General features: G+C 37.0%; 25 protein-coding genes. 13 read left to right on the forward strand and 12 right to left on the reverse strand.

The window, feature by feature from the left end; all coding sequences use genetic code 11:
- Positions 1–28: 28 nt before the first annotated feature.
- Positions 29–1,567 (forward strand): protein adenylyltransferase SelO, encoded by a 1,539-nt coding sequence (locus AYC65_RS18230; RefSeq protein ID WP_078674603.1) that lies wholly within the window; start codon positions 29–31, stop codon positions 1,565–1,567.
- A gap of 102 nt (positions 1,568–1,669) precedes the next feature.
- Positions 1,670–3,478, forward strand: a complete 1,809-nt coding sequence (locus tag AYC65_RS18235) for a DUF885 domain-containing protein (protein WP_052114809.1) — start codon at positions 1,670–1,672, stop codon at positions 3,476–3,478.
- A gap of 89 nt (positions 3,479–3,567) precedes the next feature.
- Here AYC65_RS18235 and budA read toward each other — a convergent pair whose 3' ends face one another.
- Both budA and nth read right to left on the reverse strand, forming a co-directional pair.
- Entirely contained in the window at positions 3,568–4,305 is a 738-nt protein-coding gene (gene budA, locus AYC65_RS18240; RefSeq protein ID WP_034871794.1) for an acetolactate decarboxylase, read from the reverse strand.
- Between the two features lie 267 nt (positions 4,306–4,572).
- Entirely contained in the window at positions 4,573–5,193 is a 621-nt protein-coding gene (gene nth / locus AYC65_RS18245; protein WP_034871793.1) for an endonuclease III, read from the reverse strand.
- A 32-nt stretch (positions 5,194–5,225) separates the two neighbouring features.
- Between nth and bcp the strand changes: the two genes are divergently transcribed.
- Both bcp and AYC65_RS18255 read left to right on the forward strand, forming a co-directional pair.
- On the forward strand, positions 5,226–5,675 hold the full coding sequence (gene bcp / locus AYC65_RS18250; RefSeq protein WP_034871792.1) for a thioredoxin-dependent thiol peroxidase: 450 nt from the start codon (positions 5,226–5,228) through the stop codon (positions 5,673–5,675).
- Between the two features lie 155 nt (positions 5,676–5,830).
- Complete coding sequence (locus AYC65_RS18255; RefSeq protein ID WP_034871791.1) at positions 5,831–6,724, forward strand: neutral zinc metallopeptidase; 894 nt, start codon at positions 5,831–5,833, stop codon at positions 6,722–6,724.
- A 59-nt stretch (positions 6,725–6,783) separates the two neighbouring features.
- On the opposite strand, the gene AYC65_RS18260 is transcribed toward AYC65_RS18255, so the two are convergent.
- The 6 genes from AYC65_RS18260 to AYC65_RS18285 all read right to left on the reverse strand — a co-directional run bounded on the left by AYC65_RS18260 (position 6,784) and on the right by AYC65_RS18285 (position 12,608).
- Positions 6,784–7,290, reverse strand: coding sequence for a GNAT family N-acetyltransferase (locus AYC65_RS18260; protein WP_034871790.1), 507 nt, complete (start codon positions 7,288–7,290; stop codon positions 6,784–6,786).
- Between the two features lie 3 nt (positions 7,291–7,293).
- The gene (locus tag AYC65_RS18265; RefSeq protein WP_034871789.1) at positions 7,294–8,361 is read right to left on the reverse strand and encodes a calcium:cation antiporter; all 1,068 of its coding nucleotides are present in this window, start codon (positions 8,359–8,361) and stop codon (positions 7,294–7,296) included.
- A 42-nt stretch (positions 8,362–8,403) separates the two neighbouring features.
- Complete coding sequence (locus AYC65_RS18270; protein ID WP_034871983.1) at positions 8,404–8,877, reverse strand: YdeI/OmpD-associated family protein; 474 nt, start codon at positions 8,875–8,877, stop codon at positions 8,404–8,406.
- Complete coding sequence (locus AYC65_RS18275) at positions 8,867–9,772, reverse strand: YARHG domain-containing protein (protein WP_034871788.1); 906 nt, start codon at positions 9,770–9,772, stop codon at positions 8,867–8,869. Before AYC65_RS18275 ends, AYC65_RS18270 begins: the two co-directional genes overlap by 11 nt.
- Positions 9,711–10,397 carry a DUF2306 domain-containing protein gene (locus AYC65_RS18280; protein ID WP_034871787.1) on the reverse strand — a complete coding sequence of 229 codons (687 nt, stop codon included), beginning with the start codon at positions 10,395–10,397 and terminating at the stop codon, positions 9,711–9,713. The genes AYC65_RS18275 and AYC65_RS18280 overlap by 62 nt, the downstream gene beginning before the upstream one ends.
- A 78-nt stretch (positions 10,398–10,475) precedes the next feature.
- Positions 10,476–12,608, reverse strand: coding sequence for a S46 family peptidase (locus AYC65_RS18285; RefSeq protein WP_034871786.1), 2,133 nt, complete (start codon positions 12,606–12,608; stop codon positions 10,476–10,478).
- Positions 12,609–12,720: 112 nt separating this feature from the next.
- On the opposite strand from AYC65_RS18285, the gene AYC65_RS18290 reads away from it, so the two are divergent.
- From AYC65_RS18290 to AYC65_RS18320, 7 genes are all read left to right on the forward strand, one after another.
- On the forward strand, positions 12,721–13,545 hold the full coding sequence (locus AYC65_RS18290) for a GLPGLI family protein (RefSeq protein WP_034871785.1): 825 nt from the start codon (positions 12,721–12,723) through the stop codon (positions 13,543–13,545).
- Positions 13,546–13,896: 351 nt separating this feature from the next.
- Entirely contained in the window at positions 13,897–15,333 is a 1,437-nt protein-coding gene (gene miaB, locus AYC65_RS18295; protein ID WP_034871982.1) for a tRNA (N6-isopentenyl adenosine(37)-C2)-methylthiotransferase MiaB, read from the forward strand.
- 7 nt (positions 15,334–15,340) lie between these two features.
- Positions 15,341–15,703, forward strand: a complete 363-nt coding sequence (locus tag AYC65_RS18300; protein ID WP_034871784.1) for a hypothetical protein — start codon at positions 15,341–15,343, stop codon at positions 15,701–15,703.
- A 68-nt stretch (positions 15,704–15,771) separates the two neighbouring features.
- Positions 15,772–17,058: a sigma-54 interaction domain-containing protein gene (locus AYC65_RS18305; RefSeq protein WP_034871783.1), complete on the forward strand. Its 1,287-nt coding sequence runs from the start codon at positions 15,772–15,774 to the stop codon at positions 17,056–17,058.
- Complete coding sequence (locus tag AYC65_RS18310; protein WP_034871782.1) at positions 17,059–17,772, forward strand: DUF2189 domain-containing protein; 714 nt, start codon at positions 17,059–17,061, stop codon at positions 17,770–17,772.
- Positions 17,756–18,304 (forward strand): LPS assembly lipoprotein LptE, encoded by a 549-nt coding sequence (gene lptE, locus AYC65_RS18315; RefSeq protein ID WP_034871781.1) that lies wholly within the window; start codon positions 17,756–17,758, stop codon positions 18,302–18,304. Before AYC65_RS18310 ends, lptE begins: the two co-directional genes overlap by 17 nt.
- A 2-nt stretch (positions 18,305–18,306) precedes the next feature.
- Positions 18,307–19,956, forward strand: coding sequence for a hypothetical protein (locus AYC65_RS18320; protein WP_034871980.1), 1,650 nt, complete (start codon positions 18,307–18,309; stop codon positions 19,954–19,956).
- A gap of 192 nt (positions 19,957–20,148) precedes the next feature.
- On the opposite strand, the gene AYC65_RS18325 is transcribed toward AYC65_RS18320, so the two are convergent.
- Genes AYC65_RS18325 through AYC65_RS18340 form a run of 4 tightly spaced genes read right to left on the reverse strand, consistent with a single transcriptional unit; the run spans position 20,149 to position 22,531 of the window.
- Positions 20,149–20,760 (reverse strand): DUF4126 domain-containing protein, encoded by a 612-nt coding sequence (locus AYC65_RS18325; RefSeq protein WP_034871780.1) that lies wholly within the window; start codon positions 20,758–20,760, stop codon positions 20,149–20,151.
- 43 nt (positions 20,761–20,803) lie between these two features.
- Complete coding sequence (gene rnpA, locus AYC65_RS18330) at positions 20,804–21,154, reverse strand: ribonuclease P protein component (protein ID WP_034871779.1); 351 nt, start codon at positions 21,152–21,154, stop codon at positions 20,804–20,806.
- Between the two features lie 22 nt (positions 21,155–21,176).
- Positions 21,177–21,911 carry a tRNA threonylcarbamoyladenosine dehydratase gene (locus AYC65_RS18335; protein WP_059333869.1) on the reverse strand — a complete coding sequence of 245 codons (735 nt, stop codon included), beginning with the start codon at positions 21,909–21,911 and terminating at the stop codon, positions 21,177–21,179.
- Positions 21,905–22,531 (reverse strand): TatD family hydrolase, encoded by a 627-nt coding sequence (locus AYC65_RS18340; RefSeq protein ID WP_034871778.1) that lies wholly within the window; start codon positions 22,529–22,531, stop codon positions 21,905–21,907. Before AYC65_RS18340 ends, AYC65_RS18335 begins: the two co-directional genes overlap by 7 nt.
- A gap of 90 nt (positions 22,532–22,621) precedes the next feature.
- On the opposite strand from AYC65_RS18340, the gene AYC65_RS18345 reads away from it, so the two are divergent.
- A complete protein-coding gene (locus AYC65_RS18345; protein ID WP_034871777.1) occupies positions 22,622–23,263 on the forward strand; it encodes a TetR/AcrR family transcriptional regulator in 642 nt (213 codons plus the stop codon).
- Entirely contained in the window at positions 23,244–24,557 is a 1,314-nt protein-coding gene (locus AYC65_RS18350) for a TolC family protein (protein WP_034871776.1), read from the forward strand. Before AYC65_RS18345 ends, AYC65_RS18350 begins: the two co-directional genes overlap by 20 nt.
- Positions 24,558–24,572: the final 15 nt, after the last annotated feature.

Consider the following 24,572-nt stretch of genomic DNA (forward strand, 5'->3'; position numbering starts at 1 on the left):
AGCCGGATAATATCCGGCTTTTTTTATCATGATGAACTTGCCAGAAATCAAACAGCCTTTTAAAGAAACCTTTCCAGGTGATAATACATATGATAACTATCCACGGCAGACTCCGGGTGTACTTTATGCCCTTGTTGAGCCGATGGAATTCCCAAAACCTGAACTGATTCTCTTCAATGAAGAACTGGGAGAACAACTAATGATCGCTAAAGATAACATCGGTCTGTTTAGTGGGCAGATGCTTCCGGAAGGAGTTACAACATATGCTACAGCTTATGCCGGACACCAGTTTGGTAACTGGGCTGGTCAGTTAGGAGATGGCCGCGCAATCAATATAGGAGAAGTTAAGAGCCGATCCGGGAAGAATATAGAATTGCAATATAAAGGAGCCGGAAGTACTCCTTATTCCAGAAATGCAGATGGCAGAGCTGTTTTCCGCTCCTCACTCAGAGAGTATATGATGAGTGAGGCTATGTATCATTTAGGAATTTCTACAACCCGTGCTTTAAGTCTTGTAAAGACAGGTGAAAATGTAATACGGGATATGTTTTATAATGGGCATCCGGAAGCAGAAAACGGAGCTGTGATTATACGAACAGCTGAAAGCTTCATCCGGTTCGGACATTTTGAATTATTGGCTGCAAGACAAGAAACGGATACGCTAAAGCAGTTAATGGACTGGATAATAGAACGCTATTTTCCGGAAATCAAAGGGGAAACAGATGCTGATAAATACCTGAGTTGGTTCCGGGAAGTTGCTCAGAAAACCGCTGAAACTATTATTGACTGGTTTAGAGTAGGTTTTGTTCACGGTGTAATGAATACCGATAATATGTCCATTCTGGGGCTAACTATAGATTATGGTCCCTTCAGTATGCTGGATGAATATAGTTTGAATTTTACGCCTAATACGACCGATCTGCCGGGAAGAAGATATGCCTTTGGAAAGCAGGCGAATATTGCACACTGGAATTTATTTCAATTGGCTAATGCTATTTTTCCTGTTGTGAATAATCAGGAAGGCTTAGAAGAAATACTCAATGATTTTTCAAAATACTTCTGGACGGGTTATGATAAGATGATGGCTGAAAAGTTGGGGTTAGATGGTGTTAAGGAAAGTGATCAGTCTCTTCTTCTGGAATGGCAAAAACTAATGGACGAGCTAAAACTGGATTATACTTTGTTTTTTTCTTTATTAGAGAAAGTGGATGCTCAAACAAATGCAGCTCTTCATTTCGAGCCTTGTTTTTATTATAATCTTACCCAGTCGCAAATATTACAACTGGAGAATTTCGTGCAACATTATGTAGACCGAAAATCACAAAATACAATTTCCACAGAAGAATCCCTGCAAAAAATGCAGCGTGCAAATCCTAAATTTATTTTAAGAAATTACCTGCTTTTTCAATGTATTGAAGAAACAGATCAAGGAGATTTTACATTGCTCAACAAGTTATTGAAAGCATTAGAGAACCCCTATGAAGAATTATATCCGGAGTTCTCTGTGAAACGACCGGACTGGGCAGGAGATCAGCCTGGCTGCTCGACATTATCATGTAGTTCATAGTTTCCAAAGCATCTCCGATGGTAGAGGATATGACACGTAAATATTGATTTTGTGTTTTTTATCATGCCAAGAATGGTTACTTTTGGGTAAACAATCTTTTCTATGAAAAAACTAATTAAAATAGGAATGCTTGCCTCTATGGGATTGACGTTAGCTGTGATATCCTGTCAGAAGAAAGATTCTGCAAAAAATGAAGCTGCGGATAGTAGAGAAAATGATAAACTGGTAAAACTTGCAGATAAATACTATGAGGCATATCTGAAGCTTAGTCCTTTAGATGCTACATATCAGGGAGATGTAAGATATAATGATCTGTTGCCTGATAATATCGATGCAAAAGTTATTACCGGTGAAATTAATTTTTACAATAACACGATAAAAGAGCTTTCTAAAATTAATTATGAAGCTTTGGATGATCAGCACAAGGTAATCTTTGATGTGCTGGATAATCAGCTTAAAACAAAGGTCGAAAGCTATGTTTATCATCCCGAATATATTCCGTTTAGCCAATTTGATGGACTGCCACTTACGATGCCTCTATTGGGAAGTGGGAAGGGAAGTCAGCCTTTCAAAACAGCAAAAGATTATGACAACTGGTTAAAACGTATAGATCAGTTTCCTGCATGGATGGGTACTGCCGAGCAAAACTTCCGTACAGGAATAAAAAATAAAATGGTATTGCCTAAAAAGCTTGTGGTGAAAATGATTCCACAGATGAATGCCACTGAAATTATAACAACAGAATTTGATAAAAATATCTTTTACGGACCTATAAAGGATTTTCCAAAAGACTTTACTGCAGATCAGAAGCAGAAATATACCAAACTTTTCCAGGAAGCTATTAAAGATAAGATTATTCCTGTGTATTCTCGTATGGGTAAATTCTTGAAGGAAGAATACTTGCCTAATGCCCGTGATACGGATGGTTATAATGCTTTACCAAATGGTAAGGATATATACGCTTATTATGTAAAAACATGGACAACAACCAGCAGAACTCCGGATGAAATACATAAAACCGGTCTTGAAGAGGTGGCACGAATCCGTAGAGAAATGGAAAAAGTAAAAGCGCAGGTAGGTTATAAAGGATCGCTGGAAGAGTTTTTGGCTCATGTAAAAAATGATCCAAAAGCAATGCCGTATAAAACTTCAAAAGAGATTCTGGATGGATTTCAGGGGATTTTGACAAAGATTACCCCGAAGCTAAAAACAATGTTTAACGTAACACCAAAGACTCCATTTGAAATACGTCAGACAGAGAAATTCCGGGAGGCTACTGCCAGTGCAGAATATATGCAGGGAACACCTGACGGTAAGAGACCGGGGATTTTTTATATTCCGATTCCTGATCCTAAGAAGTTTAATGTGACTAGTGGAATGGAATCTTTGTTTCTGCATGAAGCAATTCCGGGACACCATTATCAGGTTTCTTTGCAACAGGAAAATACAAAGCTGCCTAAGTTTATGCGTTTTGGCTGGTTAGGAGCTTATGGTGAAGGTTGGGCGCTGTATTGTGAATCTCTGGGGCCAGAGTTTGGACTTTATACGGATCCTTATCAAAAATTGGGTTCGCTGAGTGACGAAATGATGAGAGCGGTTCGATTGGTAGTTGATACAGGTATTCATACAGGGCAAATGACGAGAGAACAGGCTATAAAATATTTTCTGAGTAATGTGGCTTATGATGAGGCGGGAGCAACTGCGGAGATTGAACGTTATATGGCAATACCAGGACAGGCGTTGAGTTATAAAACCGGAGCTTTAAAAATAAGAGAGCTAAGAACAAAATATGAAAAACAACTTGGGGCTAAATTCAGTCTGGCGTCTTTCCATGATGAGGTACTAAGTCAGGGATGTCTGCCGCTAAGTGTTCTGGAAAGAAAAATGGAGCTTTGGTCTAAGAAGCAATAAAAGTCGGATTTATTATCCTTTTAAATATAAAGACATCATAGGTATTGACCTATGATGTTTTTTTATAGAAATACTAAAGAAGAAACGTTTTAGTAGCCTCTTCCTACTTTTTCCAGATCCTCATTGTGTTTGTTTCGGAATCTGAATTGGTGAAAAGAAGGATCAGAAGAAACTTCCAATTCCATACTCTTTAGTTCTGCAATCTCTATTTTAAGATTTTCAGCTGTAAAGTCTAAAAGATGGCCGCCATGCTTTTTATCGGCAGAGAGAAAGTGGAAATGAAAACCACTCACATTTATTCCGTTTAAATATTCAGGTAAAAAATAGCCAATAAGTGTCCCTTGGACATTGTTAAAATTAAATACCCTCTGTTTATCCAGAATAGTAGAAAGAATAGGGAAAGGGGCTTCTGTTGGTGGAAAAGCTCTTGTTCTTATATGTTCGAATTCTCCGGTTATTTTTATAGCATACATAGCGTTTTTGTTCTCGAGAGTATTCGTGATAATTCTGAATAATGATTCTCTGGCTGTTGTGGCATTGATATGGGAAATTAAATCTGCCTCAAAAAATGTAACAGATGAAAAAGCAACCATATGATCGTCTTTCAGAATTATGGTTTCTCCATCTGAATTCGTCTGGTAGGCCTTTCCATCCAGTATTGTTAATTCTCCGTCCAACATTCCGGGAGCGCCAAGTCCAAAATCACCTTTTTGCTTCAGGCTTTTAACAGAAATGGTTCCTTCATAAAGGCCTCCGATCAGAGCCTCGGATATGCCATAATTATAGAGAATGTTCGATGTTTTTTCTTTCTGCCTGTTTGTACTCATTGTGTTGTAATTTGGTGTTGTGGGGGGGTATTTAGAATAACAATTCCTTCACTTTAGCATTCCTAAATTAAAAAATATTATGTAATCCGATGTAATTTATTTGTTATATTTTGTTTAATAAATAATTATTATTGAATTAATTTTAATATCAATGAGCTTTAATTGTAAATTATTATTAATCTTTATAACAGCCCCGGTAAGAGAACTTTCTTACCGGGGCTGATTTTCACTCCTGAAATGGAGTTTATTTTATATGAAAGATAAGCGCTACTTATCAAATAACATTTTAGTTAAAAAGTCTTTTTCGCCTTTACCACGGGCAGGAGAATACTCTCTTCCGTAAAATATAATCTGAAGATGAAGCTTGTTCCATGTGTTTTTCGGGAATAATTTTTTAGCGTCGGCCTCTACTTGTTCCACGTTTTTACCTTCGGAAAGCTTCCATTGCTTCATGAGTCTGTTGATATGGGTATCCACCGGAAATGCAGGATGTCCGAATGCTTGCGACATTACTACAGATGCAGTTTTGTGGCCGACACCCGGTAAATTTTCAAGATCTTCAAAACTTTCCGGAACAATTCCCTGATGTCTTTCTACAAGAAGCTCAGCCATTCTTTTCAGATTTTTAGCCTTGGTATTCGACAAACCAATCTCTTTTATCAGCTCTTTAATTTCAAATTCTTCCAAACGGGCCATCTGCTGGGGGGTTTGTGCCTTTGCAAAAAGCATAGGTGTTACTTCATTTACTTTTTTGTCTGTTGTCTGTGCAGAAAGCGCTACAGCAACTAAAAGCGTATAAGGATCGAAGTGGTCTAAAGGGATTGGCACCTGAGGGTATAGCTTCTCAAGTTCTGTCATTACAGTTTCCGCTCTTTGCTTTTTGGTCATAGAAGTAGTAATTTTAAACAAAAATAAAGAATATGTTACAAGTAGGTGATAAGCTTCCTCAATTTAAAGGAATAAACCAAAATGGTGCTGAAATCGATTCAAAAAATTATTTAGGTAAAAAGCTGGTTGTTTTCTTTTATCCTAAAGCGAGCACTCCGGGATGTACAGCAGAGGCCTGTAATCTGAGAGACAATTATACAATCCTAAAAGAAAAAGGATATCAGCTACTGGGTGTTAGTGCTGACGATGAAAAACGGCAAAAGAATTTCTCCGATAAATACAGTTTTCCTTTTGATCTTTTAGCCGATACTAATAAAGAAGTAATTGAGGCTTTTGGTGTATGGCAGCTAAAGAAATTCATGGGAAGAGAGTTTATGGGGATTATACGTACAACTTTTGTTTTTGATGAAAATGGGATCTGTGTAAAGGTTATCGATAAGGTCAAAACCAAAGATCATGCGCAACAATTATTAGAAGAATAGTGTTGTATAAAGGGGTGTAAAGATATTATTATGTTTAACATAATAATAAAAAATATTAAATTATAGTTGATTGGTAGAATAAATGTAGATTTACCACCGCATGATAAAAGTCATATTTAATCGTGTGAATAAACCAAATAACAAATTAATTTATTATGAAAAAAAGATTCATTCCCCTGTTGCTGGTAGGGACACTAGCAACGACTCTTCTTGTTTCCTGTAGCAGAGAAGACAACACAGCAGAACAATCAATTACAACAGAAGCACTGGTATCGCCTTCTGCGTCTGAATTGCTATGTAGCTATGTAGATCAAAACTGGACTTTTAGTTCTGTTTTAAAAACTGGACTTACTACAACAGCTGATACTAATTTTATGAACACTCAGGTTCAGAAAAATGCATCGCTTTGGGGGCTAAGTACACCTACCCTTAGATTTGTAGATGATCCATCAAATCCTTCATCTACTTACAATGCAATTTCGTATTCAACCGGGAAAATTTATTATGGCTATGCAATCTATCAGGATGCAAAAACAAAAAGTTCTGATAATATTGTAAATGCTATGATCCTTGCTCACGAATATGGGCATCAGTTACAATATAAATACAATATTCCTTCAGTTCAGGAAAGTACAGCGCGTTCCAGTGAATTGGAAGCCGATGGTTTTGCAGGTTATTACCTAAGAAGACCAGCAGGTTTTAATAAAACTGATTTCTCTCAGATTGCAGCAGCTTATGAGTTTGCAGCATCTATTGGGGATAACCAGGTTAATAATCCTAACCATCATGGTACTTCTCCTCAAAGAAGAGCTGCAGTACGTTTAGGATTCTTATTAGGTCAGTATTCTTTAACTGCAACAGGTTTTGACTCGAACTTCTTTTATTATTATTCCAATGTGTTAAACGGACAGGATCCTGCTTTGAAGCCTAGTGCCAGCAACTTCCAGGTTAATCCTGAAATTGATAAAACAATCCGTGCGCACATGGCTGAGTTGAAGAAAATCGCAAGTGGAGAGATTTCTGCTGAGGAATTCAAAAACCTTAACTAAATTAAACTCAGATATAAATCTATCAAAAAAGATCGGCTCTAATGAGCCGGTCTTTTATTTTATTCAGTTTCAAAGTACATGAGTAATTCATTGTCATTTGGAAGGGAGACATCTTTTACATAAGTTAATCCTAACTTTCCAAGAAGCTTTTGCGATGCGAAGTTTTCTTTGGAAGTGATAGCGGAAAGTTTTCCCAGCCCGAAATCTTTCATGCCGATTTCTTTTACTTTTATGGCTGCTTCGTAGGCGTAGCCCTTTCCTTCATATTCTTCCAGAAAGGAATAGCCAATATCCATTATAGGAAGGCCCTCTCTTTCAAAAATACCTACAGCTCCAATAATCTCATTGTTCTCTTTCAGTGTAATTGTATAATTCCCGAAACCAGATCTTTCCAGTTGAGGAAGAAATCTGTTCTGAATATAAGTCTGAGCATCATCGATGCTTCGCAGATTTTTATCTCCGATATATTGAATGAACTTAGGCCTGTTATACAGATCCAGAAGAAAAGTGGCGTCATCAAGCGTTATAGGCTTTATAATCAGACGTTCAGTTTCATATGTTTTCATAATTTATGGGACAATAACATTAAAGATATAAGCGACTAAACTTACTAATAATACGACTCCGTAATGGAGGTTGGTTTTTCCCTGATTAAGCGACAGCATTACAATGAAGAAGGACAGAGCCAGTAATACCATAGACTTTACATCTATACCCAGTACAAGATCTATATCGTACATTAGACATACCACAACAACAGCAGGAATAGTTAAACCAATACTGGCCAATGCTGATCCTAATGCAAGGTTAAGACTGGTTTGTAATTGATTTTTTCGGGCTGCTTTAATAGCGGAAATCCCTTCCGGAAGCAATACTACAGCTGCAATAATCACCCCGACCAGTGATTTTGGCGCACCAATATCAATTACCATTTTTTCTATACTTGGTGAAAGTGTTTTGGCGAGTAGTACAACAATTCCTAAACACAATACAAGAAATACAAGACTTAAAATCATCTTTTGTGTGGTAACCTTTTCATGTGGCTGGATTTCGCCTTCGGTAACAAAATAATCTTTGTGTCTTACGGTTTGTACCATAATAAAGGAGCCATATAGAATTAAGGAAACAACGGCTGCAAAGATTAACTGTGAAGTGTTATAATATGGACCACGTACACTTGTTGTGTAATTAGGAAGTACAAGTGTAAGAACGAGAATAGAGATAAGTGTAATCAGGGCTGTATTTGCAGATTTTTTTCCAAAATACTGCTCATGAAATTTGGCACCACCGATCAATAAACATAAACCAATGATACCATTCAGAATTAGCATAATTGCAGCAAGGACTGTATCTCTGGGCAAGGTTTCCGCTTCGGGGCCACCTGCTACCATTAATGAAATAATAAGGGCTACTTCTATAACGGTGATGGCTATCGCCAAAATGATTGTTCCAAACGGCTCTCCTAATCTGTGTGCAATTGTCTCGGCATGGTGTACTGCTGCAAGTACAGAACCGATAAGTAAAACACCCGCAAAAATTTCTGAAATTATATTATTATTGATTCCGAGCATATAAATCCCCCACGCAAGAAGAGGGAGGATAAATGCCCAGAAAGGCTGAAAGATCTTGATAGACATGTTCAATTTGTTATAGCCACAATATACAAAAAATCTATGAATTTAGATGCCTTTTTTGCCGGAAATTATCATGTCAATTAATTTTGACTTTCTGTTTTCTCGTGTTTCCGGTTTCTTAGCATCTGTAATCCAACGCATATATTCTTTGCGATGTGTATAAGACATCGCATCGTAAAGTTCCTTGGCATCAGGGTGCTTATCGAAAAGTTCCGCGATATCCTCCGGAATTTCCACAATACGCTCCTCCTTGTCTTCCCATAAAATAACGGAAACACTGTCTCCGAATGTTTTCTTCAAACTTTTTCGTACTTCCTGTGTTAATCCCAGCATATGACAGGAAGACTTCATTTTAGCAAGGCTTCCGCGATATTCAATGGCACCATCAAAAAGAGCTTTTATCTTTACCTGTCCTTTTTTGCCAAATAACTCTTCTGTACTAAAAGGAAAATCAACATAAGCAGCATTCATATCCTGATGCTGAAGAATAATAGCATCAAATTTTACCTTATCTGCCATAAGAATCATAGGTGTCTTTCGCGTATTTCTCCATTCTGCTCAAGAGTTGTACATTTTCTTTTTCCAAAGGCGAAAGTTCTTTGTCTACATTATTGCTTACAGGTACATACCAGTCTGTATATTCAAAGAAGTTACGGTAGGTCTGTTTTTTGAAAGAATATCCGTGACGGGCAAAAATGGTGTTACGAAGAATTTCTAAATCCAGCTTTCTTAGATTTTTCAGCTGTTTCTCAGTAAGTTTTTGAGTAGAAGAATTGATCTTGTAAACATCATCGGATGCTGAACGGTATACTTGCTGAGTATAGGTCTGCATTTTGCCGTCATCATCTTTATAAGTTTCCTTTTTCTCTTTAGGGGTTGCCCAGTCTACGAATTCTGTATCCTTACTCAGCATAAAGTTGGGATTGTATACAAATTGCTTTTGGGCAAGATCCAGTTTTTTATACGGAGATTTTACACCGGTAGTATTATAGGCTGTCCATTGACCAATTAAAGAATCGTTTCGGGTAAATAGTTCGAATCTTCCGTCGTCTTTACGATTCCCAGGTTCATCCAGGACAAAAGAAATTTTATTGCCCTGATCACTGGTTTTCCCGATTAACGGGCGCTGATTTCCCGATACAATACTTTGTGCCCAAACAGTATCTGCTGTAATGCGGTCTATTTTAATACTTATTTTTTTGGTATCTCCGCTTTCATCATCAGGATTCCGTTTGTAGTCCGGATAGAAAGATCCTGTCCAGATACCATACAATTCCTTATGGAACTCCGGAGCCATAATTTTTTCCGGAGCCGCTTTAACAGAATCTTTTTTATTCTCCAAGGAAGTAACCTTAGCTTCCTTTTTGCACGAAAACAGGGAGAGCAAGACTCCGAAAATAACGAGCTTTTTCATATTTATATTTTTTTAGTATTAATAATTCGATGATTAATAAATTTGGAACCCATCCTAGCCATGCAATAATCAGATAGACTTCCATGGGATTGGGCTGAAAAAGATAAACCAGAATAACTTTCCACATTCTCAGCGTCAAAGCAGAAACAGCAAGTGCATAACTTCTGTTCATCCATTGCTGGTGGCTCTTAATATCTTTTTTGAAAATTTTCACCATTGCCATGAAAGTGGTAAACCACCATAAGCAGCCTAAAATAATAAAAGACAATTGTGCCCAGAAACCCCCGTTAGCATGTATGCCCATATATATACCTGAAGGAGCAGAAAATAATAAGAGTCCTGCCACATATACGTATCCTGAATATTGGTGGATGGTTTTATGCTTTTTACGTGTTGTAAAGAATTGAATGAATCCAGCGAGCAATACAAAAATACTGCTGTAGACATGTGTGTAAAAAAAGGGAAGATAAAAAGGGAGAGTAGTAACCTCAGTTTGTTTAATATTAAGAAAAGAAGCTGTAGCCGAAAAGGGTACATAGAATAATGTAATCCTACACATCAGTAAGAAAAACCAGATGAACAATCCTATTAACGTCCATTTTGTGATGTTCTTAGCAATAAGCATCTTTTTCAATCAGGTCTAACGAATTTACACAAAAAAACCTCACAATATTGTGAGGTTTATATTTTATTTGCAAAAGGACTACTTTACTAAAGTCAATTCGCTAATTAAGTTTTTAGCACCTGCAAACTTGTCGATTACCCAAAGTACGTATCTAACATCCACGTTAATTGTTCTTTGTAGTTTAGGTTCAAAAACAATGTCACCACTTAAAGCTTCACTGTTTCCGTCAAATGCAAGACCTATAAGTCTTCCATAACCATCGATAATTGGAGAACCTGAGTTACCTCCTGTAATATCGTTATTAGAAAGGAAGTTTACATGAAGTTGCCCGTCTTTGTCTTTGTACATACCATAATCTTTCTTTTTATAAAGATCAAGAAGTCCTTGTGGAAGATCGAATTCTTCGTCACCTTTCTTGTACTTCTTAATCATACCTTCCATTGTGGTATAGTAATTCTGCTTGATACCTGTGTAGTCTCTGTCTGCTCTTTTAGGAAGCGTCTCGATCTGACCATAAGTTAACCTGATCGTAGAGTTAGCATCCGGATAGAATTTTTTCTCAGGCATAGATTTCATTAATCCGTCCATGAATAAACGGCTGTCTTTCTGGAAACCTTCATCAGTTTTAGCATATTTTTCAGCCAATACTTTGTTGTCTCCGATATAGCCTGCAGCAAACTTGTAAAGTTTATCATTCGCTAATTTTTCAGCGCTTGGATTGTTCAGGAAGTTAATTACTGAAGCTGCGTTTGCAAAAATTGAAGACTGTGCAATATTCGCAAGTTCTGATACATTTACAGATTTTACTGTTGCAGAAGCAACATCTGCTGCTACTTTTGACTGATATAAAGAAGCCATCTGAGATAGCATTTCTGCTTCAAGTTGAGTATTAAACCCTTCATAAGCCTGCTTAACAGCTGCTTCTAATTTAGGTTTCATAGCTGCCTGAGCAGATGCATCCTGCTTCATGTAGCTTGTTAAGGCATCTCCGATCTGGAAAGAATTTCTGATGTATTTAGCATTTCTCTGGAACTGTGCACCGTAATTTTTCTCGATATTTCTGTTAGAAATTTGCTTGTAGTAGGTATCAGTATTCGCTAATACATTTCCATAAACAGCTTTGTTTTCTGCTTTATCAGCCCATTGTTGGTATTTTTTCTCAACTTCTTTTTTGTCACCAATTGTTCCGTTTTTATAAACAGCTTCAATTGTTCCGGCTCTGTTTTTCCAATAGTTAGCAACACTTGCATAGTTAGACGCGTAAGCTAATCTTGTAGCATCGTCTTTATCCATATGCTTCTTCATAACATCCATAGCTGTTTTAGAAGCTTCAACCCATGCCGGGTAATCTTTGCTTACCATTTGTTCGATTCCGAAAGAAGTAAGGTATCTGTTTGTTGTACCAGGATATCCTACAATCATTGCAAAATCACCAGGCTTATTTCCTTTTAGTGAAATTGGTAAGTGATGCTTAGGCTTTAAAGGAACGTTGTTAGCTGAATATTCAGCAGGATTGCCATTTTTATCAGCATAAACACGGAAAACAGAGAAGTCTCCTGTGTGTCTTGGCCATTCCCAGTTATCAGTATCACCACCATATTTACCAATAGATGACGGCGGAGTACCTACCAGACGAACATCTTTGAAATCCTGAAATACAAAGTAGTAAAACTCATTTCCTTTGAAGAAATCCTTCACCACTACAGTGTATTTTCCGTTCTCAGAGTTTTCAGACTGGATAGCTTTGATTTCAGCATCGATAATAGCTTTTCTCTGATCAGCGCTCATATCATTGTTCAGTTTAGATGTAATACGTTTTGTCGCATCATCCATTCTTACAAAGAATCTTACTGATAAGCCTTTAGAATTAATTTCTTCACCATTATTCTTTGCCCAGAAACCATTGGTAAGGTAATCTTTCTCTGGGGTAGACGCAGCAGCAATAGCGCCGTATCCACAGTGGTGATTGGTGAAAATAAGACCTTGCGGAGATACGATCTCTGCAGTACATCCCCCTCCGAATTGGAGAATAGCATCTTTCATACTGGAGTTGTTCACGGAATAAATTTCTTCCGGTGTAAGGTGTAGCCCTTCTTTTTGCATATCTACACCATTTAGTCGCTTAATGAGCATCATTAGCCACATTCCCTCGTCGGCTCTCATTTGTACGAAACTCACCATAAAAGTGAGCAAAAGGAATAATCTTTTCATTACGGTTTATTTTTAACCCCGCTAAAATACGGATAATGAGGAGGAGCAAAAAATTTTCACCAATAAAAACAGATAATATTTACTTTTGTCTAAACTCTAAATCCAAGTTGATATGAAGAAAATATATGTTTTACTTTTTATAAGTATATCATTTGTCCTTTCCGCCCAAAATTACAGAGCTATTTATGAATTGAAATTTAAGCCTAATAAGGATAAAGATTCAGTTATAACAGACTATTACGCACTGGACCTTTTCCCGAAGCTGGAAAAGACAAGTTTTTATAATCATAGTTATTATAAAAATGACTCCATTATGAATGCTTTAAGTGAAAAATCGGAACGGGAAGGTGGTGTTAATATTGACCTCAATTCACTGCCAAAAGCAAAATATCCTTTGGTGTACATAAAAGAGAATGGTAAGAAATACTCATTTAAAACTATAGATGGAGATTCATATAAATTTTCTGATGAAAGCAAAATGACATGGAAAATACTAAAAGAGTCTAAAAAGATTAAAAACTGGAATTGTCAGAAAGCAGAAACAGAATATTTGGGGAGAAAATGGACAGCATGGTTTACTACAGATCTTTTATTCCCTGAAGGTCCTTATAAATTTTCCGGACTTCCCGGGCTAATTGTTGAGGTTTCTGATGAAAAGAATGATTTCCGTTTTGTACTTGAAGCGATTTATAAAAATGCTGAAAAAGTATACTTGCCCTCAGCCTACGAAAAGTCTATTGTGGTAGACAAAAGCAAGTACGAAAAAGCTTTGTCTAACTATATTAAAGATCCGGGAGTAAAGCTTAGGCAAGGAACAATGGTTGACGAAAGCGGAAATCAGTTTCAGATTGCCGGTGGATTTAGCAAAGATTTTATAGATCAAGCTGTAGCAGAAAGACGCAAAAAAATGAAAGAATTCAATAATCTGTTGGATTAAAGGAGTGAGATAAGAACAATAATTATTTTTGTTACTGTAAGAGATTAAGTTTCAGAATTCGATATAGATCCTAAGGTGGAGAATACAGGAATATTCCCTAAAGATCTTAATTCTGTAACGAAAAAGATGAGAAAAGGCTGGACATCAGCAAAATACAAAGGGATTCCAATTCGACACAGGTATACTTTAAAAATAAATTTTCTTAAAGATTAATGCTCTGTCATTTTGGCAGAAAAAGCGTAACTTTGCAAACTGAACTTAATCCGAAACAGGAGTTAATATTTTTCCAGACAGTATGATACTGCGATGGACGACAGAATTCATGTTTCAGATTCTCAAATTATAAGAACCGTGCAGGAAAAATATATAGACGAAACCAAGCAAGGGGAAGCCTTTGCAATTGCTGAAAGACCGGAAAACGGTAAGAAGTTGTTTCTGGAAAGCTATGGATGCCAGATGAATTTTTCTGATTCCGAAATTGTAGCTTCGATCCTTAATGAGCAAGGATATAATACAACATTAAAAGTAGAAGAAGCAGATCTTATATTACTAAATACCTGTTCTATTCGTGAAAAAGCAGAGCAGACTGTACGTATGCGCCTCTCTCAGTTCAAAAAGCAGAAAGAATCCAATCCGAATTTAACAGTTGGAGTGCTGGGCTGTATGGCCGAGCGTCTGAAAACTAAGTTTTTGGAAGAAGAACATTTGGTAGACCTTGTGGTTGGGCCAGATGCATACAGAGACTTACCCAATCTTTTAAAAGAAACAGAAGGCGGAAGAGATGCTATTAACGTAATTCTTTCCAAAGAAGAAACATACGCTGATATTAACCCTGTACGTTTAGGCGGCAATGGTGTTACAGCTTTTGTAACGATTACAAGAGGCTGTGATAATATGTGCACATTCTGTGTGGTACCATTTACCAGAGGGCGTGAAAGAAGCCGTGATCCTCATTCTATTTTAAATGAATGCGTGGAGCTATTTAACAATGGTTATAAAGAAGTAACCCTGCTAGGCCAGAATGTAGACAGTTATCTTTGGTACGGAGGCGGGCCTAAAAAGGACTTTGCAAAAGCTTCTGAAATGCAGAAAGCTACAGCAGTAGATTTTTCAAATTTATTAGGAATGGTTGCAACAGCTGTTCCGGATATGCGTATCAGATTCTCTACATCCAACCCTCAGGATATGAGTCTGGATGTATTCCATACCATGGCAAAATACGATAATATCTGTAAGTATGTTCACCTTCCTGTACAAAGTGGAAGCGACAATATGCTGAAAGCAATGAACCGTCAACATACACGTGCAGAATATTTGTCCTTGATAAAGGAAGCAAAGAAAATTGTACCGGATATCTCTTTCTCACAGGATATGATTATTGGTTTCTGCGGAGAGACAGAAGAAGATCATCAGGATACACTTTCCTTAATGAGAGAGGTAGAGTATGATTATGGTTATATGTTTGCTTACTCCGAAAGACCTGGTACACCTGCACATAAGAAGATGGAGGATGATATTCCTGCAGATATAAAGCAAAAGCGTCTGGCTGAGGTTATTGCATTACAGGGAGAGTTATCCAAAAACCGGATGAAATCCTACGTTGGCAGAAAGCATGATATTCTGATTGAAGGAACTTCCAGAAAGAATGAAAATCAGTGGAAAGGAAGAAATTCCCAAAATGCAGTTTGTGTATTCGATAAGCTGGAAGGGCAGAAAATAGGTGACATGGTGTCCGTTTTTGTACATGATAACACTCAGGGTACGCTTTTGGGGAGAACAGCTGAGTAAAAATTAAATGAGAAGTCTTTCATACATTATCATTTTAATGTCTTTGATTGGTAGCTACCAGTCAGAAAGTTCTTCTTGTGTACCTGCTTCATTCGAAAAGTATTGTAAAAAACAGCAAGGAGAATGTTTTAAGGTTGATCAGGCATCAGTCCATATCGAAAAGCTTGGTCGATTCGTTTCACTCACCTTTTTCAAATTAAAAGAAAATCAACAAAAACAGAATTTTTGTTTTAGAGATGAATATGCTGTTAAAGCTTTTGTTTTTGATAAAAATAACAGTACCGTTTTTTTAAGTTCACCTTTTAAAATAGAAAGTAAGCTTTCAAAGATCAGAAATAAAGATTATCTGGATTCAGTGTACAAAATTTAAAAATTGAACACTCTATTTAGCTAAAACATGGTTTGTAAAAAACCAAAAATCTTTAATCTTAAATTAAAATGTCAGAACTTCAGAATATAAAAGCCCGCTTTGGAATCATCGGAAATTATCCGGCTCTAAACAGAGCTCTTGAGAAATCCATGCAGGTAGCACCCACCGATATATCAGTTTTAGTAATTGGTGAAAGTGGTGTAGGTAAAGAATTTATCCCTAAAATTATACATAGCCTTTCGCATCGTAAACACATGCCATATATTGTGGTAAACTGTGGTGCAATTCCGGAAGGAACTATCGATTCCGAACTATTTGGCCACGAAAAAGGTGCTTTTACAGGCGCTACAACAACCAGAAAAGGTTATTTCGAAGTAGCCGATGGCGGAACCATTTTCCTGGATGAGGTTGGAGAACTGCCATTACAGACGCAGGTTCGTTTGCTTCGTGTTTTGGAAAGTGGTGAATTTATGAAAGTGGGATCTTCTGTGGTACAGAAGACCAATGTAAGAATCGTTGCTGCTACCAATGTAAACATGATGAAGGCTATTCAGGACGGACGTTTCCGTGAGGATTTATACTACCGTCTGAACACAGTACAAATCGATATGCCGCCTCTGAGAGAGCGTAAAGGAGATATTCACCTTTTGTTCCGCAAGTTTGCAATAGATTTTGCAGAGAAATACAGGATGCCGGAGGTTTATTTAACTGAAGATGGTGTTCATTATATAGAAAATTACTCATTTCCGGGGAATATCAGACAGCTTAGGAATCTTGTAGAGCAATTAACTGTTGTAGAGCAGAAACGAGAGATAACATCGGAAGCACTGAGCCATTATATTCCAATGGTGTCCAACGCGCCAATGGTTATTACCCAGCCGAATCAGAATAATAGCAATAGTGACTTCAATAACGAAAGAGAGATTATGTACAAGATCCTTTTCGATATGAGAAGTGATATTAATGACCTGAAGACACTGACCTCAGAACTTATAAAGAACAGAGGAGCATCGGATCTTAGCAATCAGGAAAAAACACTGATCAACAGGATTTATACACCTGAGCCTCAACAGACAGTTGTTCCGAATTCTTTATTGTATTTCGAGAATAACAACAATACACCGCAGACTCCCACAATAATATCGAATAATGCCGACGATAACTATGAAGACATAGAAGATATTGAATTGGAAGAAGCAAGACCTGAATCTTTATCATTACAGAATAATGAAAAAGATTTGATTATTAAAGCATTAGAAAAACATAAAGGAAGACGTAACAAAGCAGCTGATGAACTTGGAATTTCACAACGTACGCTTTATCGTAAAATAAAACAATATAACCTGGAAGATTAAGTGGAGAATTTATCACAACCGAAATACATTATTAATCCTGACTATCAGCTAAACATCGGAAACGCTTTTTCGGATGGATTGGCGCTTTTCAAAAAAGACACAGGCACTATTCTGATCAATTATCTTTTAACGATTATTATGGGAATGATTCCGTTATGCAGTCTTTTGGGGCTGGGTAATTTCTATAAGGCCTGCCGTAAAATAGAAAACGGAGAAAAGACTGACTCAGGAGATATTTTTAATTTCGATGATGTGATCCCTTATCTTATCTTTGCCGGGATTATGATCTTCGGTGTCTTGGCTTTGCTGATACCTGTGGAGGTTGTAATTCTTGTTTCTGCTGTGCTTACTGAAAGAAATCAGGGACAAGCTCCGGTTTTTGTTTTGATTATGATTATTGCGGTGCTTATCATTTTTGCTATTATGATGGTTGTAAGCTCTGTAATGTACTATTATGTTGCAGTGGTTGCTCTTTTTGGTGTAAAAGATTTTTCAAATGCTTTCAAGATTTCCTGGAAGTTATTTAAGAAGAATGCACTATCTTCCATTTTGTTTAGTATCATGATAGGTATGATAACTTCTGTCGGAATTTTGCTTTGTGGTGTAGGGATTCTTTTAACTTTACCCTTAGCAATTTGTATGCGTTATGCAGCAACAAAAAATATTATGATTAGATTTGAAGAACCAAAAATTGATTATGAAGGCAGCCTTTAAAAATAGATTTAAAATATTGCATTTAGGAAGTTTGATTTTAATATCGCAGCTTTTGGTTTCCTGTTATTCCTTTACGGGATCATCCTTAAAGCCGGATGTAAAGACAATTTTAATAAAGAACTTTCCCAATAATACTTCTTTTAACCCCAATCTTAGTCAGCAGTTCTCAACAGATTTGCAAAACAGATTTTTACAGAGAACAAACTTGAAGGGTACTACAGAAATGCCGGATATCCTGATTGAAGGTGAGATTGTAGATTATCAGCCGTCAACACCTACAGCTATATCGACCCCTTCTACATCGCAGGCGACAGGAAATGTTCTGATGGCTGCACAGAATAAGCTTACAATTACTGTAAAAGTGCATTATGAAAATGCTAAATATCCGACCGAAAGTTTTGACAGAACATATTCTGATGAAGCGGTCTTTAGTAATACAGCATCCATGCAGGAAATAGAAGGAACCTATGTGAAGGTAGCAACAGACAGAATTATAAATAAAATTTTTAATGATATTGTAGCCAACTGGTAATGATGAATGAACGAATTTTACATATAATAAAGTTCCCCGAAAGTTTAAAAGCATCGGATATTGGAGAGCTCAGAAGAGAAATATCCAATTATCCATATGTACAGCCAATTCGGGCTTTATTTCTGATGGCGTTACATCAGTTTCAGCCTGAGGCTTATCAAAAGGAACTGGCATTAACAGCAGCTTATACAACTGATAAAAAGATTTTGTATCAGCTTATTAATCCGGTGTCTTATCAACAGGAAGAGGTGGCAGAAGTGCCTGTTCAGAAAGCTACAGAAGAAATAACTGTTGCAGCTGTAGAACCAAAAGTGGATGAAATTGAAGAAAGTACAACTGAGCCTGAAAAAGAACCTGTTTTTGAAGAAAAAATAGAGGAGGTTATTCCTGAGAATGTAGAGCCAGTTGCTGTAATTCAGGATTCAGAAGAAGAAAGTATTATAGATCTCCCGAAAGAAGCGGAACATACAGAAGAAGATCATTTGTCGGCTCAGACAAGTTTCGCTGGTGCAGATAATTTTCTTCCGGATGTTAAGTTCAGTATACCGGATAATCATACCGAATATGCTAAGGAGAAAAAGCCTTCTGCTGTTCCGGGATTCCAACATTCATTTGTTACTACAATTACACAACCGATAATTACCGATGCACCTGCGTCTGTAGAGGAGCAACAGGAAGAAGAGAAGCATATAGATCACTCTACGCTTGATTTTGCAGACAATACCCATTTTGATTTTCTAAGCAGACCGGTGGAAGAAAATATTTCTTCTGATATATCAGATAAAGTTGAAAATCAAGAGCCGGAAGATATAAAAGTAGAGGAAGAAGCGGTTGAAGAAAATACTCCTGTAATAATTGATGAAATTATTGAAGAAGAGCCTCTATTAGATGCGACTCCGGAACCTGCTCCGGTTATAAATGACGACTGGAAACCAATGAGCTTTGATGCTCATATCCCTGATGCATTGATCGGAAAATCTGAAATGCAGGTTAAAGAGGAAAAATTACCAGAACCTGAATTAAAAGAAGAGACCATTCCGGAACCTGAAGTTGCAGAAGCTCATGCGGAAGCGCCTGTAGCAGAAGAGGTTACAGAGAACGAAATTGTAGAAGAAGTTTCTGCAACAGAATCTTCTGAAAGACCGGTAATCAACTATTCTTTCTTTGGTGCAACAGGCGCTGATAAAGGAAAAGAAGAAGTAAAACCTGAGGCTGTAACAGAAGAACCACAGGATAGTAATGAAGAAAAAATGGAAGAGGAAATAATGACTGAACCTAAACAAGAAACAATTGTAACAAGTAATGTTTCTTCATTTATTAACACCTGGCAAAACTGGCTGCACAAAGAAAAGCCTGAGAATGTAGACGTTGAGAAAAAGAATAAGGCAATTGAGAAGTTTATCGAAAACAATCCAAGAATTAGTGCTTTAAAGGACGAGTCGGATTATGTGATAAGAGATAAAGGTGATGATATTTCGCATCTAATGACGGAAACTCTGGCCAACTTATATTTGGGGCAGCGTTTGTATAATAAGTCTATAAATGCCTTTGAGATTCTCCAGAGAAAATTCCCTGAAAAGAAGAAAGAATTCCAGGAGAAAATTAATTATATAAAAGATTTGAAGTCTGGTAAAATCCAGCAGGAAGATTAAATAAAACAAAAGTCCGGAAGATTTTCTTTCGGGCTTTTTTATTGATTATATGTTTAAACTTTATAGTTAATGTTCTTAGACAGGTTCAAAGTAACATTACTAGCCCAAAATATCTTCCTTTTAGAGGTGTCAGACTGAGCTTGCCGAAGGCTAATTTTTTTGGATTAAAATCTAAACAGGTATAGTATCAGATTATTTTGTTTCCGTGTCAGGGCTTCGGAACTGCTTTATTCTGCGCCATATTTTTTTTCCGTACCGAATGCTCAGAACAATCAATAAGATTGTAATAATAAAAGCGATAATAGGTGCAGCTAGTGCCAGTATAGACATTAGACTTCCGCCGAATGTTTCCGTACTTGCTACCATAAAATTACCAGTCCCGCCGGTAGTTGCTGTAGATGTAGCCCTTAGACCCGCAAATCCTGAACTTATTACACTGGCTGTTCCGCCACCGGCAATTAAGGCCAATGCCCATTGTGGAAATGTGCCGAGATGAGTGAATTGACTGGCAAACAATAGTGTTCCTGCAATAGTAGCTAAAGGAATATTGATAGTATCCAGTAAATGATCTATAAAAGGAATGTAGTAAGCTAGTATTTCTACGATCATGGCAATACCTGTTGCTATAAGAGTTGGCAGCCCGGCTAGCCATTGCCAGCTTTCATTCATTGGAATCCAGCCAAGATATGATGCCAGACTTACTGCAAAGAGTGGCATGAATACCCTGAATCCTGAAGCAGCAGCTAAGCCTATTCCGATAAATGCTCCGAGAATATATTGTAAGTATGAAATATGTTCCGGCATACCATAAATTTTATTAAATGTATGCAAAAAACAAATAGGATGATTAATTTTTACGACAAAGTTTCTCGTAAAAATATTTTACTTGATCCAGATTTTCAGGAAGTTGTGGGGATGCCCAAAATAGCATAATGTGAAAATGCTCCCCGAATCTTTCATGCAAAAGAGGCTTATTCAGCCTGTAAGCTTCACGAAGCAATCTCTTTACTCTGTTTCTGTATACAGCTTTTTTAAAGTACCTTTTAGAGACACTTACACCTACTTTGGTCTCGGATTCACTGGCAAGCCATATAATGCGAAGATTACCTGTAGTAACCCATTTGCCTTCTTTGAAAAGGCGGTCTATATCTTTCTTCGCTTTTAACTTTTCCGAAGATGGGAACCCGAATTCTTTCATTTAATTTTTTTTGGCTGATTATTTATTCAGCTATTTTATCTTGTATGAGATATCTTATAACTTCTGATGCTGCATACAGCCCAAATATAGCAGGCATATAGCTAATGGTTCCGTAAAAAGATTTTTTATAATTGCTGCCGTCTGTCATTTTCAGACTGTCTTCTCTCTGTATTTCTGTAGAGAAAACACAACGGAATCCTTTATTAATACCTTCTTTTTTCAGCCTTTTTCTAACTTGCTTTGCCAGAAAGCAATTACGAGTTTTACTGATGTCACGTACCATTACTTTGCTTGGATCCAGCTTTCCGCCGGCGCCCATACAGCTTACTATTTTTATTTTATTTTTTTTGGCAGCTTTAATCAGCGCAAGCTTAGGACTTACACTATCAATACAATCTAAAATATAATCGAAGTTTCCTGCCTGGATGACTTCTTCCATTCTTTCCGGGTTCAGAAACTCATTAATTCTGGTTAAGTTTAATTCCGGATTAATATCCAGAATTCTTCTTGCCATTAATTCAACTTTATCGTCTCCGACAGTTGAGTGAAGAGCGGGAAGCTGGCGGTTTATATTGGTGATATCTATAACGTCGCCGTCCACAATCGTCAGATTACCAACACCCGAACGGGCTATAAATTCCGCTGCAAAAGAACCTACCCCACCCATTCCTACAATTAGGATATTGGATTTTTTTAGTTTCTCTATGCCTGCTTCTTTTATTAGTAATTCGGTGCGCTCCAGCCAGATATCTACCATCTGAAAATTGTTTTTAAATTATAATCTACTATATTTTCCAGCTCCATTATAGAAATACCCCGTACCATTGCAGCTTTTTCATAAAGCATTTCAATGCTGATCTCCGCGGTATCGGTCTCTAATACGAAAGTTTCGTTGGGTATTTTCTGAAAAGTTTTTTGCAAAGATAAATTATTCAGAAGTGAAGCTCCAAAAGACAAGTAAAAACCATTTTGCAATAATTGTGTTGCAATGGTTTCTCTTTTATTAAATCCATGGATAATTTTTGGAATACGAACTCCCTTACATACTGTTATAACCTCGTTGTAACGACGGACACAGTGAATTGTTAGCGGTTTTTGCAGTTCTTCCGCTATTGCAATTTGTGATTTAAACACTTTTATTTGCTCTTCTATAGATGTATTTACGAAAGCATCCAGGCCGCATTCGCCTATGGATAGGCAGTTTGAGGTTTTTGCCGCAGTATGTACTTTTTCAATTACAGACTCCCAATCCTCATTGATATCCTGAGGGTGCAAACCTATGGAATAGAATTCCGGAGAAAATTCTTCCTGAACAGATTTGTTGTAAACTCCCTCATAGTCAGGGATCTTATGGTGATGATGAAAGTCAAATATCATCTTCCAAAATTAAAAAATAAAATAATTGAAAAAAAATTAATTAAACGTTTGTTTAATAACATAAAAGTGAATTAAATTTGCATCCGTAAAATGAGAAAAATAAAAAAACTTAGTGAAAAGCAACTGCATATTTTAGAAGTTGCAGAAAGCCTTATCGCAGAGAAAGGCTTTAAAGGAACATCAGTAAGAGAAATTTGTAGTCAGGCGAATATAAATGTTGCCATGATCTCATATTATTTCGGTTCGAAAGATAAAATGATGTTTCATTTGTATCAGTACAGAGTTCAGAAAGCAAAGGAAAATTTCAGCAATTTTACACAAACGATTTCATCAGCAAGCCCGGCTATGCAAATGAAAGAAATTCTGAATTTTATCCTTGGACAGATCCTTAAATTCAATTATTTCCATGGATTTGTAACTAATGAATGCCATACTGCAGAACCTAATAAAGAATTTCTTCGTGATTTTTACGCATTATGCGTAACCAAATTTGAAGAAGTAGTTCAGAAAGGAATAGTAGTAGGTGAATTTAAAAAGGCTGTAAAGCCTGAAAATCTTCTAGCAACTATTCTCGGGACGATCATCTTTAGCATCAGAAACAGAGAGTTTTACCAGGCCTACCTGCCTGAGCATAATGAGGAAGATTACTATCAGAAATTAGAAGAACGATTAAAAACCCATTTATACAACACCGTATTTTCATTACTAGGGTATGAAACAAATGACAACTAAAATTCTCCTGTTGGCTGCATTTAGCGCCGCGGGTTTGGAATTTGCGCAAACAGTACAAAAGCTGACTTTGTCCGAAGCTATAGTACTAAGCATGAAAAATAACTCTAAGGTTAAAATTGCTGAAGCGCAACTGAATACAATGGACTCGAAAGTCCAGGAGGCAAAGAATAAAAGATTACCAGATCTGAAACTAAGCGGAAACCTGATGAAGCCATTTAATACAATGGAAATAAAATCAGAGCTTCCGTTCCTGAATGGTGGTGGAGCATCTCCGTCTGCTCCGGATTATGTGGCAATACAGCAGCTAAATCTTGGAATGCCTCTTTTTGCAGGATTTAAGATTAAGAACGGAATTGCTGTTGCGGAATATCAGAAGAGCATTCAGCAGTATCAGTTGGAAAACGACAAGCAGGATATTGCTTTAGCTGCAACACAGGGATTTGTAAACCTTTATAAGGCAAAGCAGGCTATCAGTGTAATCAACGAAAACCTTTCCAGATCACATCAGAGAAGTGTTGACTTCGAGAAACTGGAACTGAACGGAGTTGTTGCCAGAAACGATCTGATGAGAGTAAAACTTCAGGAAAGTAACGTTAAATTGTCTTTGGCGGATGCTAAAAAGAATGTTAATGTACTAAACTACAATCTTGGAGTCCTTTTAGGATTAGCTGAAGGAACTGAAATAGACCCTGAAATTGGTGGAGACGAGGCTCAGGAATTTGTAAACGAACAAAATCTTCAGGAGCAGTCTTTACAACAAAGACAGGAATATAAAATTCTTTCGGAGCAGGAAAAGGTTGGAAAAGCTAATGTAGAAATTGCGAAAGCAGCATATTATCCAACAGTTTCTCTTACTGCAGGGTATATCAATGCATGGATGCCTAATATTTTGCAGATTAATCATATGACAATGGCTGGTTTATCTCTTTCCTATGATCTTGCTAACCTGTATAAGAACAGAGCTACTGTACAAACAGCAAAACTACAGCAGGTTGAAATTCAGGAGAATAAAAAAGCATTGAACGATAAGGTGAAAACTGATATCCACAATGCGTTTGAAGATTATCAGCTGCAAAACGAGAAGATTAAAGTTTATGAAGAGGCTGTGGGACAGGCTAATGAAAACTATAAAGTTGTGAAGAACAAATTCGATAATGGTCTTGCAACAACAACAGATCTTCTTACTGCAGACGTAGAGCAGCTTCAGGCTCAGCTTAATCTGGTATACGGAAAAGCAGATAAAAAATGGTCTTATTTCAATTTACTAAGACAAACAGGAGAAATAAAATATTAATAACGGCAAATAATA

The organism is Elizabethkingia bruuniana, assembly GCF_002024805.1.
GTDB classification, from domain to species: Bacteria; Bacteroidota; Bacteroidia; order Flavobacteriales; family Weeksellaceae; genus Elizabethkingia; species Elizabethkingia bruuniana.